16 protein-coding genes are annotated in these 16,364 nt (G+C 57.1%); 13 read left to right on the top strand and 3 right to left on the bottom strand.

Annotated features, from left to right (window positions below; genetic code table 11):
- Positions 1–7 precede the first annotated feature (7 nt).
- The 7 genes from ubiE to tatD all read left to right on the top strand — a co-directional run bounded on the left by ubiE (position 8) and on the right by tatD (position 5,540).
- Positions 8–763, top strand: a complete 756-nt coding sequence (gene ubiE / locus EDF75_RS26235; protein WP_041143517.1) for a bifunctional demethylmenaquinone methyltransferase/2-methoxy-6-polyprenyl-1,4-benzoquinol methylase UbiE — start codon at positions 8–10, stop codon at positions 761–763.
- A 13-nt stretch (positions 764–776) separates the two neighbouring features.
- Entirely contained in the window at positions 777–1,382 is a 606-nt protein-coding gene (gene ubiJ / locus EDF75_RS26230; protein WP_133601408.1) for a ubiquinone biosynthesis protein UbiJ, read from the top strand.
- A complete protein-coding gene (gene ubiB / locus EDF75_RS26225) occupies positions 1,379–3,019 on the top strand; it encodes a ubiquinone biosynthesis regulatory protein kinase UbiB (RefSeq protein WP_076948006.1) in 1,641 nt (546 codons plus the stop codon). Before ubiJ ends, ubiB begins: the two co-directional genes overlap by 4 nt.
- A 131-nt stretch (positions 3,020–3,150) precedes the next feature.
- On the top strand, positions 3,151–3,402 hold the full coding sequence (gene tatA, locus EDF75_RS26220; protein WP_041143520.1) for a Sec-independent protein translocase subunit TatA: 252 nt from the start codon (positions 3,151–3,153) through the stop codon (positions 3,400–3,402).
- Positions 3,403–3,405: 3 nt separating this feature from the next.
- On the top strand, positions 3,406–3,942 hold the full coding sequence (gene tatB / locus EDF75_RS26215) for a Sec-independent protein translocase protein TatB (protein WP_045853587.1): 537 nt from the start codon (positions 3,406–3,408) through the stop codon (positions 3,940–3,942).
- Between the two features lie 2 nt (positions 3,943–3,944).
- Positions 3,945–4,718: a Sec-independent protein translocase subunit TatC gene (gene tatC, locus EDF75_RS26210; protein ID WP_045853586.1), complete on the top strand. Its 774-nt coding sequence runs from the start codon at positions 3,945–3,947 to the stop codon at positions 4,716–4,718.
- A gap of 27 nt (positions 4,719–4,745) precedes the next feature.
- The gene (gene tatD, locus EDF75_RS26205) at positions 4,746–5,540 is read left to right on the top strand and encodes a 3'-5' ssDNA/RNA exonuclease TatD (RefSeq protein ID WP_166646244.1); all 795 of its coding nucleotides are present in this window, start codon (positions 4,746–4,748) and stop codon (positions 5,538–5,540) included.
- Between the two features lie 8 nt (positions 5,541–5,548).
- Here tatD and rfaH read toward each other — a convergent pair whose 3' ends face one another.
- Entirely contained in the window at positions 5,549–6,037 is a 489-nt protein-coding gene (gene rfaH / locus EDF75_RS26200; RefSeq protein ID WP_133601406.1) for a transcription/translation regulatory transformer protein RfaH, read from the bottom strand.
- Between the two features lie 177 nt (positions 6,038–6,214).
- Between rfaH and ubiD the strand changes: the two genes are divergently transcribed.
- Both ubiD and fre read left to right on the top strand, forming a co-directional pair.
- Positions 6,215–7,684, top strand: coding sequence for a 4-hydroxy-3-polyprenylbenzoate decarboxylase (ubiD, locus tag EDF75_RS26195; protein ID WP_041143525.1), 1,470 nt, complete (start codon positions 6,215–6,217; stop codon positions 7,682–7,684).
- Between the two features lie 55 nt (positions 7,685–7,739).
- Positions 7,740–8,441: an NAD(P)H-flavin reductase gene (gene fre, locus EDF75_RS26190; protein ID WP_123710435.1), complete on the top strand. Its 702-nt coding sequence runs from the start codon at positions 7,740–7,742 to the stop codon at positions 8,439–8,441.
- Positions 8,442–8,699: 258 nt separating this feature from the next.
- Here fre and fadA read toward each other — a convergent pair whose 3' ends face one another.
- Positions 8,700–9,863 (bottom strand): acetyl-CoA C-acyltransferase FadA, encoded by a 1,164-nt coding sequence (gene fadA / locus EDF75_RS26185; protein WP_041143527.1) that lies wholly within the window; start codon positions 9,861–9,863, stop codon positions 8,700–8,702.
- Positions 9,864–9,872: 9 nt separating this feature from the next.
- Complete coding sequence (gene fadB, locus EDF75_RS26180; protein WP_133601405.1) at positions 9,873–12,062, bottom strand: fatty acid oxidation complex subunit alpha FadB; 2,190 nt, start codon at positions 12,060–12,062, stop codon at positions 9,873–9,875.
- Between the two features lie 192 nt (positions 12,063–12,254).
- Between fadB and pepQ the strand changes: the two genes are divergently transcribed.
- Genes pepQ through hemG form a run of 4 tightly spaced genes read left to right on the top strand, consistent with a single transcriptional unit; the run spans position 12,255 to position 16,237 of the window.
- Positions 12,255–13,586 carry a Xaa-Pro dipeptidase gene (gene pepQ / locus EDF75_RS26170; RefSeq protein WP_045853581.1) on the top strand — a complete coding sequence of 444 codons (1,332 nt, stop codon included), beginning with the start codon at positions 12,255–12,257 and terminating at the stop codon, positions 13,584–13,586.
- Positions 13,586–14,200 (top strand): IMPACT family protein, encoded by a 615-nt coding sequence (locus EDF75_RS26165; protein ID WP_133601404.1) that lies wholly within the window; start codon positions 13,586–13,588, stop codon positions 14,198–14,200. The genes pepQ and EDF75_RS26165 overlap by 1 nt, the downstream gene beginning before the upstream one ends.
- Positions 14,201–14,240: 40 nt before the next feature.
- The gene (trkH, locus tag EDF75_RS26160; protein ID WP_076948014.1) at positions 14,241–15,692 is read left to right on the top strand and encodes a Trk system potassium transporter TrkH; all 1,452 of its coding nucleotides are present in this window, start codon (positions 14,241–14,243) and stop codon (positions 15,690–15,692) included.
- Positions 15,693–15,703: 11 nt separating this feature from the next.
- The gene (hemG, locus tag EDF75_RS26155) at positions 15,704–16,237 is read left to right on the top strand and encodes a menaquinone-dependent protoporphyrinogen IX dehydrogenase (protein WP_133601403.1); all 534 of its coding nucleotides are present in this window, start codon (positions 15,704–15,706) and stop codon (positions 16,235–16,237) included.
- Positions 16,238–16,364 lie beyond the last annotated feature (127 nt).

Genomic DNA, 16,364 nt, shown 5'->3' with positions numbered 1-16,364 from the left:
CATTGAGATGGTTGAGGATTCACAAGAAACGACGCACTTTGGCTTTCAGACGGTTGCCAAAGAGCAGAAGGCGGACATGGTTGCGCATGTATTCCATTCTGTGGCCGCAAAATATGATGTGATGAACGATTTGATGTCGTTCGGTATTCATCGTTTGTGGAAGCGTTTCACCATCGATTGCAGCGGCGTGCGTCGCGGGCAGACCGTGCTGGATCTGGCCGGCGGCACCGGTGACCTGACGGCAAAATTCTCCCGCCTGGTCGGTGAATCTGGCCGCGTCATGCTGGCCGATATTAACGATTCAATGCTGAAGATGGGCCGCGAAAAGCTGCGCAATGTCGGCATCGTCGGCAACGTTGAGTACGTTCAGGCCAATGCCGAAGCGCTGCCGTTTGCCGATAACACCTTTGACTGCATCACTATTTCATTCGGCCTGCGCAACGTCACCGATAAAGAAAAAGCGCTGCGCTCCATGTACCGGGTTCTGAAGCCGGGCGGACGCCTGCTGGTGCTGGAGTTTTCAAAACCGATTATTGAACCGCTGAGCAAAGCGTACGACGCCTACTCCTTCCATATCCTGCCGCGCGTGGGTGAACTGGTAGCCAGCGACGGCGAAAGCTATCGCTATCTGGCGGAATCTATTCGCATGCACCCCGATCAGGACACCCTGAAGGGCATGATGCAGGATGCGGGCTTTGAAAGCGTCGACTACTACAACCTGACGGCAGGTATCGTGGCGTTACACCGCGGTTATAAGTTCTGACAGGGGAGACGCTATGCCTTTCAAACCACTGGTAACCGCGGGTATTGAGACGGTTCTGAATACCTTTCTCTGGCGTGATAAAGCCTTAAAACCGGCGCGTCAGCGTCTGTCAGGGAAAGTGCTGCGCGTGGAGCTGCAGGAGCTGGCGACGCCGGTGGTTCTGGCCTTTAGCGAGCGCCAGGTCGATGTGCTTGGCGCGTGGGAAGGCGAAGCCGACTGTACCGTCATCACCCGCCTGAGCGTCCTGCCGCAGCTGCGCAATCGTCAGCAGCTTACCGCGCTTATCCGCAGCGGTGACCTGCAGGTGCAGGGCGATCTGCAGGTGGTGCAGAATATGGTGACGCTGTGCGATCTGGCGGAGTTTGATCCCGCTGAGCTGCTGGCCCCGTATACCGGCGATATTGTCGCCGAGGGCGTCAGCAAAGTATTCCGCACCGGCGCTCGCTTTCTGCTGCACGGCGCGCAGCGCCAGCAGCGGTATATCGCTGAGACGCTCACCGAAGAGTGGCGTCTGGCGCCGGGCCCGCTGGAAATGGCCTGGTTTGGGGAAGAGACCGCCGCCGCGGAACGCGCCCTGGCTGCGCTTGAAAAACGGCTGGAAATGCTGGAGGGCAAATGACGCCAGGAGAATTACGGCGCCTGTATCTTATTATCCGCACCTTTTTGAGCTACGGGCTCGATGAGCTGATCCCCAAAATGCGTATCACGCTGCCGCTGCGTATCTGGCGGCGTACGCTGTTCTGGATGCCAAATCGTCACAAAGACAAACCTCTCGGTGAACGCTTACGCCTTGCGCTGCAGGAGCTGGGGCCCGTGTGGATCAAATTTGGCCAGATGCTGTCAACCCGTCGCGATCTCTTTCCTCCGCAAATAGCCGATCAGCTCGCGCTCCTGCAGGATCGCGTGGCGCCGTTTGATGGCCAGCTGGCTAAAAAGCAGATCGAGCAGGCGATGGGCGGCCTTCCGGTTGATGCCTGGTTTGATGATTTCTCGATTGAGCCGCTGGCCTCCGCCTCGATTGCACAGGTGCATACCGCGCGCCTGAAAGAGAACGGCAAAGAGATTGTGATTAAGGTTATCCGCCCGGACATCGTGCCGGTTATCAAAGCGGATATGAAGCTTATCTATCGCCTGGCGCGCTGGGTGCCTCGCCTGCTGCCCGACGGCCGCCGCCTGCGCCCGCAGGAAGTGGTGCGCGAGTATGAAAAGACGCTGCTCGACGAGCTCAACCTGCTGCGCGAATCGGCAAACGCCATTCAGCTGCGGCGCAATTTCGAAGATAGCCCGATGCTCTACGTTCCGGAGGTTTACTCCGATTACTGTAGCGAAGGCATGATGGTGATGGAGCGGATTTACGGCATCCCGGTTTCCGATGTCGAGGCGCTGGAAGCTCAGGGTACCAACATGCAGCTGCTTGCAGAGCGGGGCGTGCAGGTGTTTTTCACCCAGGTATTCCGCGATAGCTTCTTCCACGCGGACATGCATCCGGGCAATATTTTTGTCAGCTATGAGCATCCGGAGAACCCGAAATATATCGGCATTGACTGCGGCATCGTGGGCTCGCTGAATAAAGAAGATAAGCGCTATCTGGCGGAAAACTTCATCGCCTTCTTCAACCGTGACTATCGCAAAGTCGCCGAGCTGCACGTCGATTCCGGCTGGGTGCCTGCGGATACAAACGTTGAAGAGTTCGAGTTTGCCATCCGCACCGTCTGCGAACCTATCTTCGAAAAGCCGCTGGCTGAAATCTCCTTTGGGCATGTTCTGCTGAACCTGTTCAATACCGCCCGGCGCTTCAATATGGAAGTTCAGCCGCAGCTGGTATTGCTACAGAAGACATTACTTTACGTAGAAGGGGTAGGCCGCCAGCTCTATCCTCAGTTAGACTTGTGGAAAACGGCGAAGCCTTTCCTTGAGTCGTGGATTAAAGATCAGGTCGGTATTCCGGCGCTGGTACGCGCGTTCAAAGAAAAAGCGCCGTTCTGGATTGAAAGAATGCCGGAGATACCGGAGCTGGTGTACCAAAGCCTGCAGCAGAGCAAACAGCTGCAGCACAGCGTTGATACGATTGTCCGCGACATCCAGGTGCGGCACGCTCGCCAGGGACAGTCCCGTTATCTGTTTGGTATAGGCGCCGTTTTATTACTCAGCGGTACGCTGTTATTTATCCACCGGCCGGAGTGGGGCCTGATGCCCGGCTGGCTAATGGCCGGTGGCGTTGTGACCTGGCTGATTGGCTGGCGGAAAACGCGCTAAGCGGTATGGCCTCCATCACGGCGCATTCGTTGTTGCGCGAAGTCATGCGAGCAGCCTGACGAAGAGGCGGCCCGCGGGATGACGTGTATAATGCGTCCCATTAATTCATCATCTGTCATAGGGGAATGTGTATGGGTGGTATCAGTATCTGGCAGTTATTAATTGTTGTCGTCATCGTCGTTCTGCTTTTTGGGACAAAAAAGCTGAGCTCGCTGGGATCGGATTTAGGCGCATCAATCAAGGGCTTTAAAAAGGCCATGAGTGATGATGAAAAACCTGAAAACGGGACTCCGGACGCGGATTTCGCGGCGAAATCTATCGCTGATAAGCAGGATGATGCGAAAAAAGACGAGACAAAACGCCACGACAAAGAGCAGGTGTAATTCGTGTTCGATATCGGTTTTAGTGAACTACTGCTGGTGTTTGTTATTGGCCTCATCGTACTGGGGCCACAGCGACTGCCTGTAGCGGTAAAAACGGTGGCTAGCTGGATCCGCACGCTGCGGTCGCTGGCGGCTACCGTGCAAAATGAGATCACTCAGGAACTAAAACTGCAGGAGTTTCAGGAAAGCCTGAAGAAAGTCGAAAAGGCGAGCCTGGATAACCTGACGCCTGAGCTGAAGGCCTCAATGGACGAGCTGCGTGAAGCCGCCGAATCCATGAAACGCTCCTATTCCGCGCACGATCCTGAGAAAGCCAGCGACGAAGCGAACACTATCCATAACCCGGTGGTGAAAGGCAGCGAAGAACAGCGCCAGGACGTCACGCCGGCGACGGCTGAACGCCAGGCCAGCGCGCCGGTTCATGCGCCAGCCAGCGCCGTCGATGAGCCGCTGACGCCGTCGACCGAGCTTCCTGAAGCCAAAGAAAAGGCTGCCGTAAAAGCTACCGATTCCTCCCCCGCATCGAGTGATAAACCGTAAAAATGGGCGTAGACGATACTCAACCGCTAATTTCGCATCTGATTGAGCTGCGTAAGCGTCTGATCAACAGCATTCTCGCGATTCTGGTGATTTTTCTGGCGTTGGTTTACTTTGCCAACGACATCTATCAGCTGGTTTCGGCCCCGCTTATCCGGCAGATGCCGGTTGGCGCGACGATGATCGCCACGGACGTAGCCTCTCCTTTCTTTACGCCGATCAAGCTGACATTTATGGTCTCGATCATTTTGTCGGTGCCGGTCATTCTTTATCAGGTCTGGGCGTTTGTGGCGCCGGCCCTGTATAAGCATGAACGCCGGTTGGTGATGCCGCTGCTGGTCTCCAGCACGCTGCTGTTCTACATCGGTATGGCCTTCGCCTACTTTGTGGTGTTCCCGCTGGCGTTTGGCTTCCTCACGCACGCGGCGCCGGAAGGCGTGCAGGTCTCCACCGATATCCGCAGCTATCTCGACTTCGTCATGGCGCTATTTATCGCTTTTGGCGTCTCGTTTGAAGTGCCGGTGGCCATCGTCCTGCTGTGCTGGATGGGCGTCACCACGCCGGACGATCTGCGCAAGAAACGGCCCTATGTGCTGGTTGGTGCCTTCGTTGTGGGTATGCTGCTGACGCCGCCGGACGTATTCTCGCAAACGCTGCTGGCGATTCCGATGTACTGCCTGTTTGAAGTTGGGGTCTTCTTCGCCCGCTTCTACACCGGAAAACGCCTGACGCGCGATGAAGATGCCGCTGCCGAAGAGGCGGGCAGTAAAGAAGAGTAATTAACCGCCCGTCAGGGCGGTTGTCATATGGGAGGGGAGATGTTTGATATTGGCGTAAATCTGACCAGTTCACAGTTTTCTCGCGATCGTGACGAGGTCGTTGCCCGCGCTCAGGCGGCCGGCGTGACCGGCATGCTGCTGACCGGCACCAATCTCCATGAGAGTGAACAGGCGCAGCAGATGGCGCAGCGCTATTCCCGCTGCTGGTCAACCGCTGGCGTGCACCCGCATGACAGCAGCAGCTGGACGGAGTCGGTCGCTGTGGCGATCGGCGAGCTGGCTCGCAGACCGGAAGTGGTGGCAATCGGTGAATGCGGCCTCGATTTCAACCGTAACTTTTCGACTCCGACGGAGCAGGAAGCGGCGTTTAGCGCCCAGCTGGCGCTGGCGGCCGAACTTTCGCTGCCGGTATTTTTGCACTGCCGCGACGCCCACGAGCGCTTTTTGACGCTGCTCTCGCCGTGGCTGGATAAGCTGCCCGGAGCCGTGCTGCACTGCTTTACCGGCAGTCGTGATGAAGTGCACGAGTGTCTGAAGAGAGGTTTGTATATCGGGATCACCGGCTGGGTATGCGACGAGCGTCGAGGCCTTGAGCTGCGCAATCTGCTGACTGAAATTCCGGCCGATCGCCTGCTGATTGAGACCGATGCGCCCTATCTACTGCCGCGAGACCTGAGCCCTAAACCCAATTCCCGGCGCAACGAGCCCGTGCACCTGCCGCACATCCTGACGCGCGTTGCGGGCTGGCGTGGAGAGGAGGCTCAGCGGCTGGAGGAGGTGACGGACGCCAACGCCAGAACGCTCTTTGGCGTTCGCTTTTAACCGCGCCGTTAGATTTTATGGAAGTCGGTATTTTTGACGCTCTGCAGCACCTGCTTGTTAAGCAGGTTCAGCAGCAGCATAGAGCGAGTTTCGCCATCCGGCTCGCTGAAGAGCGCCTGCAGGCCTTCGAACGCCCCGTCGGTAATCAGCACGCTATCGCCGCCATGCGGCGTTTCCGGATCCGTAATGCCTTCCGGTTTATAGATCGAGAGCTGATGGATAACCGCCGACGGTACGGTAGCCGGCTGGGCGCCAAAACGAACGAAGCTGTTCACGCCGCGCGTAGCGCTAATGGTCGTGGTATGGATAACTTCCGGATCGAATTCGATAAACAGATAGTTAGGGAACAGGGGTTCGCTGACCGTAGTGCGTTTACCGCGGACGATTTTTTCCAGTGCGATCGTCGGCATCAGGCAATTGACCGCCTGCCGTTCGAGATGTTCCTGGGCGCGCTGAAGCTGCCCACGCTTGCAATACAGTAAATACCAGGCTTGCATAATAACTCTTTCCACTCGATTAGTAGCAAGCATAACAAAAGCCTGGAGCGATCGCGAAAGCCATTATAAGTGAAAACTAAAATTCTATATTCTTTCACGCTAATTTAACAAAAGTACAGCATGGCGCCGGCGAACACCGTATAATCAGCCGCCTGTATAGAGGTCAATAACAACTCCATGAAATACCACGATCTACGCGACTTTCTGACATTACTGGAGCAGCAGGGGGAACTGAAAAGGATATCCCTGCCGGTCGATCCTCATCTGGAAATCACCGAAATTGCCGATCGCACTTTACGTGCCGGCGGCCCGGCTCTGCTATTCGAAAATCCTAAAGGTTACACCATGCCGGTGCTGTGTAATCTGTTTGGCACGCCTAAGCGCGTGGCGATGGGCATGGGGCAGGAAGACGTTAGCTCGCTGCGGGAAGTGGGCAAGCTGTTAGCTTTCCTCAAAGAACCCGAGCCGCCAAAAGGCTTTCGCGATCTCTTCGATAAGCTGCCGCAGTTCAAGCAGGTACTGAACATGCCGACTAAGCGCCTGCGCGGCGCTCCCTGTCAGCAGAAAATTATCGAAGGCGAGAGCGTCGACCTGACGCAGATCCCGATTATGACCTGCTGGCCGGATGATGCCGCGCCGCTGATTACCTGGGGGCTGACGGTCACCCGCGGCCCGCATAAGGAACGGCAGAACCTGGGTATCTATCGCCAGCAGCTGATTGGCAAAAATAAGCTGATTATGCGCTGGCTATCCCATCGCGGCGGCGCGCTGGATTTCCAGGAGTGGTGTGCGGCTCATCCGGGAGAGCGTTTCCCGGTCTCCGTGGCGCTCGGCGCCGACCCGGCGACCATTCTTGCGGCAGTGACGCCGGTTCCCGATACCCTTTCGGAGTACGCTTTTGCCGGCCTGCTGCGCGGAACGAAAACGGAAGTCGTGAAGTGTATTTCTAACGATCTGGAAGTCCCCGCCAGCGCTGAAATTGTGCTGGAAGGGTATATTGAACCGGGTGAAATGGCGCCGGAAGGGCCGTACGGCGATCACACCGGCTATTACAATGAAGTGGACAGCTTCCCGGTGTTTACGGTGACCCATATTACCCGACGCGAAGATGCCATTTACCATTCGACCTACACCGGAAGACCGCCCGATGAGCCTGCCGTATTAGGCGTGGCGCTCAACGAAGTCTTTGTGCCGATTCTGCAAAAGCAGTTCCCGGAAATTGTCGATTTCTACCTGCCGCCGGAAGGATGCTCTTACCGCCTGGCGGTAGTCACGATGAAGAAACAGTACGCAGGACATGCTAAACGCGTGATGATGGGCGTATGGTCCTTCCTGCGCCAGTTTATGTACACCAAATTCGTTATTGTCTGCGATGATGACGTTAACGCGCGCGACTGGAACGATGTGATCTGGGCGATTACTACCCGGATGGACCCGGCTCGTGATACGGTACTGGTAGAAAATACGCCAATTGATTATCTGGATTTTGCCTCGCCGGTTTCCGGCCTGGGTTCAAAAATGGGGCTGGATGCCACAAACAAATGGCCAGGCGAAACCCAGCGAGAATGGGGCCGCCCAATCAAAAAAGATCCTGAGGTGACGGCGCGCGTCGACGCCATCTGGGACGAGCTGGCTATCTTTAAATAACAGTAAGCGGGGCTAACGCCGCTGTTTTGCTCTATAGACCCGACAGAGGGGACGCATGACAACCTTAAGCTGTAAAGTGACCTCGGTGGAGGCGATTACCGATACCGTGTATCGCGTTCGATTAGTGCCAGAAGCGGCTTTCTCTTTCCGCGCCGGCCAGTATTTGATGGTGGTAATGGATGAGCGCGATAAGCGTCCGTTCTCTATGGCCTCTACGCCAGCGGAACAGGAGTTTATTGAACTGCATATCGGCGCTTCTGAGCTAAACCTGTATGCGATGGCGGTCATGGATCGCATCCTGAAAGAGCGTGAGATTGAGGTTGATATCCCGCATGGCGAAGCTTGGCTGCGTGAAGATGAGGATCGTCCGCTCATTCTCATTGCCGGGGGAACCGGTTTTTCATACGTGCGTTCCATTTTGTTAACGGCTCTGGCCCGCAATCCGAATCGCGATATTGCCATCTACTGGGGCGGCCGCGAGGCGAAGCACCTCTACGATCTGTCTGAGCTGGAAGCGCTGAGCATTGAGCATCCTGGCCTGCGCATCGAGCCGGTTGTTGAACAGCCGGAAGAAGACTGGCGCGGACGTTCCGGAACCGTGCTGACCGCGGTGCTGCAGGATTACGGTACCCTGGCGGAGCATGATATCTACATCGCCGGTCGCTTCGAGATGGCTAAAATTGCCCGCGACCTGTTCTGTAATGAGCGTCAGGCGCGTGAAGATCGTCTGTTTGGTGACGCCTTCGCGTTTATCTGATTATCGGCGCCCCGTTCTTGCGGGAAGGGGCGGCTGATGGTGGATTGCAGAAATAAAAAACCCGCCCCTGACAGGCGGGAAGAACGGCAACTAAACCTTCTCTCTTCGCCATTGTTACCATCACTGCGTTGGCGGCGCTCATTCACCCGCATTACTCACTTGCGTCAGCTCATCGGGATGAATAAGGGACATCCGTGTCCCTCACCGAAGGCAGCCTTCGGCTGTTCTGGGTCCAGTGGCGTTGAGAACCCCCTTCAATTAAACCCGCTCAAATACCGTCGCAATCCCCTGACCTAAACCAATGCACATGGTGGCGAGCCCAAACTGCGCGTCTTTGCGCTCCATCTGATTAATTAACGTGGTACTGATACGCGCGCCGGAGCAGCCCAGCGGGTGGCCCAGGGCGATCGCTCCGCCGTTAAGGTTGATCTTTTCGTCGATCTGCTCCATCAGGCCCAGATCTTTTATGCACGGCAGGATCTGCGCGGCAAACGCTTCGTTCATTTCAAAAACGTCGATATCGCTGGCGCTCAGTCCGGCCTTTTTCAGCGCCAGCTTTGAGGCCGGAACCGGGCCATAGCCCATGATGGACGGATCGCAGCCAACAACGGCCATTGAGCGTACGCGGGCGCGGGGTTTCAGCCCCAGCTCCCGGGCGCGGCTCTCGCTCATGAGCAGCATGGCGGCAGCGCCGTCGGAGAGGGCGGAAGAGGTGCCCGCCGTGACGGTGCCGGTGACCGGGTCAAAGGCGGGGCGCAGCGCGGCCAGCGCCTCTACGGTGGTTTCCGGGCGAATAACTTCATCATAGTTAAATGATTTCAGTACCCCGTCGGCGTCGTGACCGCCCGTGGCGACAATCTCATTTTTAAAGGCGCCGGATTGCGTCGCAGCCCATGCGCGAGCGTGGGAGCGAGCGGCAAACTGGTCCTGCATTTCGCGGCTGATGCCGTGAAGACGCGCCAGCATTTCTGCCGTCAGGCCCATCATGCCGGCCGCTTTGGCGACGTTACGGCTAAGGCCCGGGTGGAAATCGACGCCGTGGCTCATCGGCACGTGGCCCATATGCTCCACGCCACCAATCAGGCATACGCTGGCGTCGCCGGTCATGATCATGCGCGCCGCATCGTGCAGCGCCTGCATCGATGAACCGCACAGGCGGTTAACCGTCGTCGCGGGCACCGAGTGCGGGATCTCCGCCAGCAGCGCAGCGTTACGTGCGATGTTGAAACCCTGCTCCAGCGTTTGCTGTACGCAGCCCCAGTAGATATCGTCGATCGTGGTCGCGTCGAGCGCCGGATTACGCGATAGCAGGCTACGCATCAGGTGCGCGGAGAGGTCTTCCGCACGCACGTGGCGAAACGCGCCGCCTTTTGAACGGCCCATCGGGGTACGAATTGCATCGACAATGACAACCTGTTCCATTGTGACTCCTTAAGCCGTTTTCAGCTCGCCTACCGGACGGGCAGGTTCAACCGGGGGGTAATAGGGTTCGTTATGGCGCGCTTTGCTGCGCAGACCTTCCGGCACCTCATACAGCGGGCCGAGGTGCTGATACTGCTGTGCCATATCGAGATATTTTGCGCTGCCCAGCGTATCCAGCCAGCGGAAGGCGCCGCCGTGGAACGGAGGGAAGCCGAGGCCATAAACCAGCGCCATATCCGCTTCCGCCGGGCTGGCGATAATGCCTTCTTCCAGGCAACGCACCACTTCGTTGACCATGGGAATCATCATGCGGGCGATAATTTCTTCATCGCTGAAGTCGCGCTTCGGCTGGCTCACGTCCGCCAGCAGGCCTTCAACGGCCGTGTCCTCTTCTTTCTTCGGTTTGCCTTTGCTGTCCTGGGTATAGCGCCAGAAGCCAAGGCCGTTTTTCTGGCCGAAGCGGGTAGCGTCGAACAGAGCGTCAATCGCATCGCGATAATCTTTCTGCATGCGCTGCGGGAAGCCGGCGGCCATCACCGCCTGCGCGTGGTGAGCGGTATCGATGCCGACCACGTCGAGCAGGTACGCCGGGCCCATCGGCCAGCCGAACAGCTTCTCCATGACCTTATCGACCTTGCGGAAGTCCGCGCCATCGCGCAGCAGCTGGCTGAAGCCGGCGAAGTAGGGGAACAGCACGCGGTTGACGAAGAAGCCGGGGCAGTCGTTAACCACGATCGGCGTTTTGCCCATCTTGCTGGCCCAGGCCACCACTTTGGCAATCGTCTCGTCCGAGGTTTTTTCGCCGCGAATCACTTCAACCAGCGGCATACGGTGCACCGGGTTAAAGAAGTGCATGCCGCAGAAGTTCTCCGGACGCTGCAGAGCGTCCGCCAGTTCACCGATCGGGATCGTTGAGGTGTTGGAGGCCAGCACCGTATCCGGGCGCACTTTGCCTTCGGTCTCAGCCAGCACCGCTTTTTTCACTTTCGGGTTTTCGACAACGGCTTCAACGACCACGTCCACGCGCTCAAAGCCGGAGTAGTCCAGCGTCGGGTGAATGGTGCCGATGACGCCAGCCAGCTTCAGGCCGTCAATCTTGCCGCGTTCAAGCTGTTTGTTAAGCAGCTTGGCGGCTTCGTTCATGCCGAGCGTCAGCGATTTGTCGTTAATATCCTTCATGATGACCGGCACGCCTTTCCAGGCAGACTGATAGGCGATACCGCCACCCATAATCCCCGCGCCCAGCACGGCGGCCTGTTTTGGGGTTTCAACGTCTTTGGTGAGCTTCTTCGCTTTGCCTTTGACGTACTGATCGTTGAGGAAGATGCCGACCAGCGCGCGGGCCTCTTTGGTGTGCGCCAGCGGGACGAAGCTTTGATTTTCCAGCTTCAGCGCCTCATCGCGGCCGAGTCGGGCGGCAGCTTCGATGGTTTTGACGGCGGTCATCGGCGCCGGATAGTGTTTACCGGCGGTCTGGGCAACCATGCCTTTCGCAATGGTGAAGCTCATGGTCGCTTCGATTTTGCTGAGCTTCAGCGGCTCCAGCTTCGGCTGGCGCTTCGCCTGCCAGTCGAGATCGCCGCTAATGGCCTGGCGTAAAATGCTGAGCGCGCCGTCGCGCAGCTTCTCCGGCTTGACGATGCCGTCGACGAGGCCGATTTTCAGCGCCTGATCCGCACCGACGTCTTTGCCGGCGGCGATAATTTCCAGCGCGCTATCGGCGCCGAGCAGGCGCGGCATACGCACTGAACCGCCGAAGCCCGGCATAATGCCCAGCTTAGTTTCCGGCAGGCCGATGCGCAGGTCCGGCGTGGCCAGGCGATAGTCCGTCGCCAGCACGCACTCGCAGCCGCCGCCCAGCGCATAGCCGTTGACCGCTGAAACGGTGGGCACCGGTAAATCTTCGAGGCGGTTGAAAACGCTATTGGCAAAATGCAGCCATTGGCTCAGCTGCTCCTGCGGGACCAGGAACAGGGAGAGAAATTCGGTTATGTCGGCACCGACGATAAAGGCCGCTTTTTCAGAGCGCAGCAGCAGCCCTTTAAGATCTGTTTGCTTTTCGAGCACGTCCAGCGCATGGCCGAGGCTGGCTACGGTTGCGGTATCGAGCTTGTTCACCGAGCCGGGGGCATCGAACACCAGTTCGGCAATGCCATCTTCCAGCCAGTCGAGGTACAGGTTGTCGCCTTTGTAGAGCATGTCAGTCTCCTGAGTCCAGCAATATGATCTGGTCGTACCAGATGAAACGGAGTGTGGGATTTATGTTAAAGAATTGCAAACAAGTCTTTAAATAAATGCTGGTCGGATCACACCCGGCGGAAATCGCCCTGCCGGAAGCCGATGTGCTAAGATGCGGAGAGTCACGATCTAATAAAATCAAAGGATAAATAGATGGAATCACTAGCCGCGCTCTATAAAAACCATATTGCTACCCTACAAGAACGTACCCGTGATGTTTTATCTCGCTTTAAGCTCGATGCCTTACTGATTCACTCCGGTGAGCTGGTTAACGTTTTTCTTGACGATCATCCGTACCCGTTCAAGGTCAATCCGCAGTTTAAAGCGTGGGTGCCCGTCACGCAGGTTCCTAACTGCTGGCTGCTGGTGGATGGCGTCAATAAGCCGAAGCTGTGGTTCTACCTGCCGGTTGATTACTGGCATAACGTTGAGCCGCTGCCGACTTCATTCTGGACCGAAGAGGTGGACGTGATTGCGCTGCCGAAGGCGGATGGTATCGGTAGCCAGCTCCCGGCGGCGCGCGGCAACATTGGCTATATCGGCCCGGTCCCTGAGCGCGCGCTGGGGTTAGAGATCGCCGCGGATAAAATCAACCCGAAAGGGGTTATCGACTATCTGCACTACTACCGCTCCTATAAAACGGATTATGAGCTGGCCTGCATGCGCGAAGCGCAGAAATCAGCGATCAACGGTCATCGGGCGGCGCATGAAGCCTTCCTGTCCGGGATGAGCGAGTTCGATATCAACCAGGCCTATCTGACCGCGACCGGCCACCGCGATACCGACGTACCGTACAGCAACATCGTGGCGATCAATGAGCACGCCTCGGTGCTGCACTACACCAAACTGGATCACCGTGCGCCGGCGGAAGCGCGCAGCTTCCTGCTCGATGCCGGTGCGGAATATAACGGCTATGCAGCGGATCTCACGCGTACCTGGGCCGCGCATGGCGATAGCGACTTTGCCCAGCTGATTAAGGACGTTAATGACGAGCAGCTGGCGCTGATTAGCACGCTGAAAGTCGGCACCAGCTACGTGGATTATCACGTCCAGTTCCATCAGCGCATTGCTAAGCTGTTGCGTAAACATCAGATCGTTACCAACATGAGCGAAGAGGCGATGGTCGAAAACGACCTGACCGGGCCGTTTATGCCTCACGGCATCGGCCACCCGCTGGGCCTGCAGGTGCATGATGTCGCCGGCTTTATGCAGGATGATTCCGGTACCCATCTGGCGGCGCCGTCTAAATATCCGTACCTGCGCTGCACGCGCGTGATCCAGCCGCGTATGGTGCTGACCATTGAGCCGGGTATCTACTTTATTGAATCCCTGCTGGCGCCGTGGCGCGAAGGGCAGTTCAGCAAGCACTTCGACTGGCAGAAAATTGAAGCGCTGAAGCCGTTTGGCGGCATTCGTATCGAAGATAACGTCGTTATCCATGAAAGCAGTGTCGAAAATATGACGCGTGATCTGAAACTGGCCTGATGGACAGCTGGTTGATACCGGCCGCGCCGGTGAGTTTTGTCGAAGAGATTAAGAAGAGCCGGTTTATTACGCTACTGGCGCATACCGATGGCGTAATGGCGGCAAAGGCGTTTGTTGAATCAGTAAGAGCGGATCATCCGGACGCTCGCCACCACTGCGTGGCGTGGGTGGCCGGGCCGCCGAATGATTCACAGCAGCTGGGTTTCTCCGACGATGGCGAACCGGCGGGAACGGCGGGTAAACCGATGCTGGCACAGCTTATGGGCAGCGGCGTTGGTGAGATAACCGCCGTCGTAGTGCGTTACTACGGCGGTATTCTACTGGGTACCGGTGGTCTGGTGAAGGCCTATGGCGGTGGCGTACACCAGGCGCTTGCTCAGCTGACAACGCAGCGCAAGACGCCGCTGACCGCATATACTTTGCAGTGTGAATACGGGCAATTAGCCGGTGTTGAGGCGCTGTTGACCCAGTTCGCAGGGCAAATTGTCGAAAGCGAATATCAGGCGTTCGTCCAGCTGCGTGTTGCGCTTCCTCAAGCTGAAGTGGCGTCATTTTCAGCAAAACTGGCTGATTTTAGCCGTGGCTCGTTGCAATTACTGAAGATTGACGAATAATCCCCACCTGATTTTTTGCATATCAAAGGAAGCGCCAGAGATGCATTTTCGCGCGATTACCCGAATCGTTGGACTGCTGGTCATTTTATTTTCGGGGACCATGATCCTCCCGGGATTAGTGGCCCTGATATACCGTGATGGTGCCGGGCGGGCGTTTACCCAGACCTTTTTCGCCGCTTTAGCTATTGGCTCTCTATTATGGTGGCCGAACCGCCGTGAAAAGGGTGAACTGAAATCCCGCGAGGGCTTCCTGATCGTCGTCCTCTTCTGGACCGTGCTGGGCAGCGTCGGTGCGCTACCGTTTATCTTCGCCGAGCAGCCAAACCTGACGGTAACCGATGCGTTTTTTGAATCCTTCTCTGGCCTCACCACCACGGGCGCGACCACTCTGGTTGGCCTCGACTCGCTGCCTCATGCCATCCTTTTCTATCGCCAGATGCTGCAGTGGTTTGGCGGTATGGGGATCATTGTGCTGGCGGTCGCGATCCTGCCGATACTCGGCGTCGGTGGGATGCAGCTGTACCGGGCGGAGATGCCCGGGCCGCTGAAGGATAACAAAATGCGCCCGCGAATTGCCGAAACGGCAAAAACGCTGTGGCTCATCTACGTTCTGCTGACCGTCGCCTGCGCGCTGGCGCTGTGGTTTGCCGGGATGCCGGCGTTTGACGCCATCGGTCACAGCTTTTCGACCATCGCTATTGGCGGCTTCTCCACGCATGACGCCAGCGTCGGCTACTTTGACAGTCCGACGATTAACTCGATTATTGCGGTCTTTCTGCTGATCTCCGGCTGTAACTACGGCCTGCACTTTTCATTGCTTAGCGGACGAAGCCTGAAGGTGTACTGGCGTGACCCCGAATTCCGCATGTTTATTGGCGTACAGCTGACGCTGGTGGTGATTTGCACGCTGGTGCTGTGGCTGCATGATGTCTATAGCTCCGCGTTAACCACCTTGAATCAGGCCTTCTTCCAGGTTGTCTCAATGGCCACGACGGCGGGCTTCACCACCGATAGCATTGCGCGCTGGCCACTGTTCCTTCCGGTGCTGCTGCTGTGCTCGGCATTTATCGGCGGCTGTGCCGGTTCGACGGGCGGTGGTCTGAAGGTTATTCGTATCCTGCTGCTCTTTAAGCAGGGGAACCGCGAGCTGAAACGCCTGGTACACCCGAACGCGGTGTACAGCATTAAGCTGGGCAACCGCGCGCTGCCGGAACGCATCCTCGAAGCAGTATGGGGATTCTTCTCCGCCTATGCGCTGGTGTTTATCATTAGTATGCTGGCGATTATTGCTACCGGCGTCGATGACTTCTCCGCATTTGCTTCGGTCGTCGCAACATTAAACAACCTGGGGCCGGGCCTGGGCGTCGTGGCGGATAACTTTGCGACGATGAATCCGGTCGCAAAATGGATCCTGATTGCTAATATGCTGTTTGGTCGTCTGGAAGTGTTCACCCTGTTGGTGCTGTTTACTCCCACTTTCTGGCGTGAATAGCTGGAGTATTTGTGAAAACGTTGATTCTATTTTCCACCCGTGATGGGCAGACTCGTGAAATTGCCTCCTTTCTGGCATCCGAGCTGAAAGAGCTGGGCGTCGATGCGGACACCCTCAACCTTAACCGCGCCGATGCGGTTGCATGGCACGACTACGATCGCGTGGTGATTGGGGCATCCATTCGCTATGGCCACTTCCATCCTGCGGTTGACCGCTTCGTGAAGAAGCACCTGCAGTCGCTGAACGCGCTGCCCGGTGCGTTTTTTTCGGTTAACCTCGTGGCGCGTAAACCTGAGAAGCGTACTCCGCAAACCAATAGCTATACGCGCAAGTTCCTGCTCAGCTCGCCGTGGCAGCCGCAGCATAGCGCGGTGTTTGCCGGTGCGCTGCGCTATCCGCGCTACAACTGGTACGACCGCGTAATGATCCGCCTGATTATGAAGATGACCGGCGGTGAAACGGATACCAGTAAAGAAGTGGTCTATACCGACTGGCAGCAGGTCGCTAATTTTGCGCGAGAGATCGCACAAATGAGCAGCAAATAGCGGATAAAATCACCGTGATGATGGCAAACTGAGCGGTTGAAAAGTTTTTTGCAAACAGGGCTTGTCAACGTCGGAGAACTCCCTATAATGCGCCTCCACTGACACGGAACAACGGCTTACAGGCCGC

Source organism: Klebsiella sp. BIGb0149 (genome assembly GCF_004362605.1).
GTDB classification, from domain to species: domain Bacteria; phylum Pseudomonadota; class Gammaproteobacteria; order Enterobacterales; family Enterobacteriaceae; genus Klebsiella; species Klebsiella terrigena.
The sequence above is the reverse complement of the archived record's forward strand: the minus strand, read 5'-3'. Positions and strand labels throughout refer to the sequence as shown.

Excerpts from the sequence above, each read along its gene's own strand:
- ubiE (WP_041143517.1), top strand. The coding sequence starts at position 8 with ATGGTTGAGGATTCACAAGAAACGACGCACTTTGGCTTTCAGACGGTT.
- ubiJ (WP_133601408.1), top strand. The coding sequence starts at position 777 with ATGCCTTTCAAACCACTGGTAACCGCGGGTATTGAGACGGTTCTGAAT.
- ubiB (WP_076948006.1), top strand. The coding sequence starts at position 1,379 with ATGACGCCAGGAGAATTACGGCGCCTGTATCTTATTATCCGCACCTTT.
- tatA (WP_041143520.1), top strand. The coding sequence starts at position 3,151 with ATGGGTGGTATCAGTATCTGGCAGTTATTAATTGTTGTCGTCATCGTC.
- tatC (WP_045853586.1), top strand. The coding sequence starts at position 3,945 with ATGGGCGTAGACGATACTCAACCGCTAATTTCGCATCTGATTGAGCTG.
- tatD (WP_166646244.1), top strand. The coding sequence starts at position 4,746 with ATGGGAGGGGAGATGTTTGATATTGGCGTAAATCTGACCAGTTCACAG.
- rfaH (WP_133601406.1), bottom strand. The coding sequence starts at position 6,037 with ATGCAAGCCTGGTATTTACTGTATTGCAAGCGTGGGCAGCTTCAGCGC.
- ubiD (WP_041143525.1), top strand. The coding sequence starts at position 6,215 with ATGAAATACCACGATCTACGCGACTTTCTGACATTACTGGAGCAGCAG.
- fre (WP_123710435.1), top strand. The coding sequence starts at position 7,740 with ATGACAACCTTAAGCTGTAAAGTGACCTCGGTGGAGGCGATTACCGAT.
- fadA (WP_041143527.1), bottom strand. The coding sequence starts at position 9,863 with ATGGAACAGGTTGTCATTGTCGATGCAATTCGTACCCCGATGGGCCGT.
- fadB (WP_133601405.1), bottom strand. The coding sequence starts at position 12,062 with ATGCTCTACAAAGGCGACAACCTGTACCTCGACTGGCTGGAAGATGGC.
- pepQ (WP_045853581.1), top strand. The coding sequence starts at position 12,255 with ATGGAATCACTAGCCGCGCTCTATAAAAACCATATTGCTACCCTACAA.
- EDF75_RS26165 (WP_133601404.1), top strand. The coding sequence starts at position 13,586 with ATGGACAGCTGGTTGATACCGGCCGCGCCGGTGAGTTTTGTCGAAGAG.
- trkH (WP_076948014.1), top strand. The coding sequence starts at position 14,241 with ATGCATTTTCGCGCGATTACCCGAATCGTTGGACTGCTGGTCATTTTA.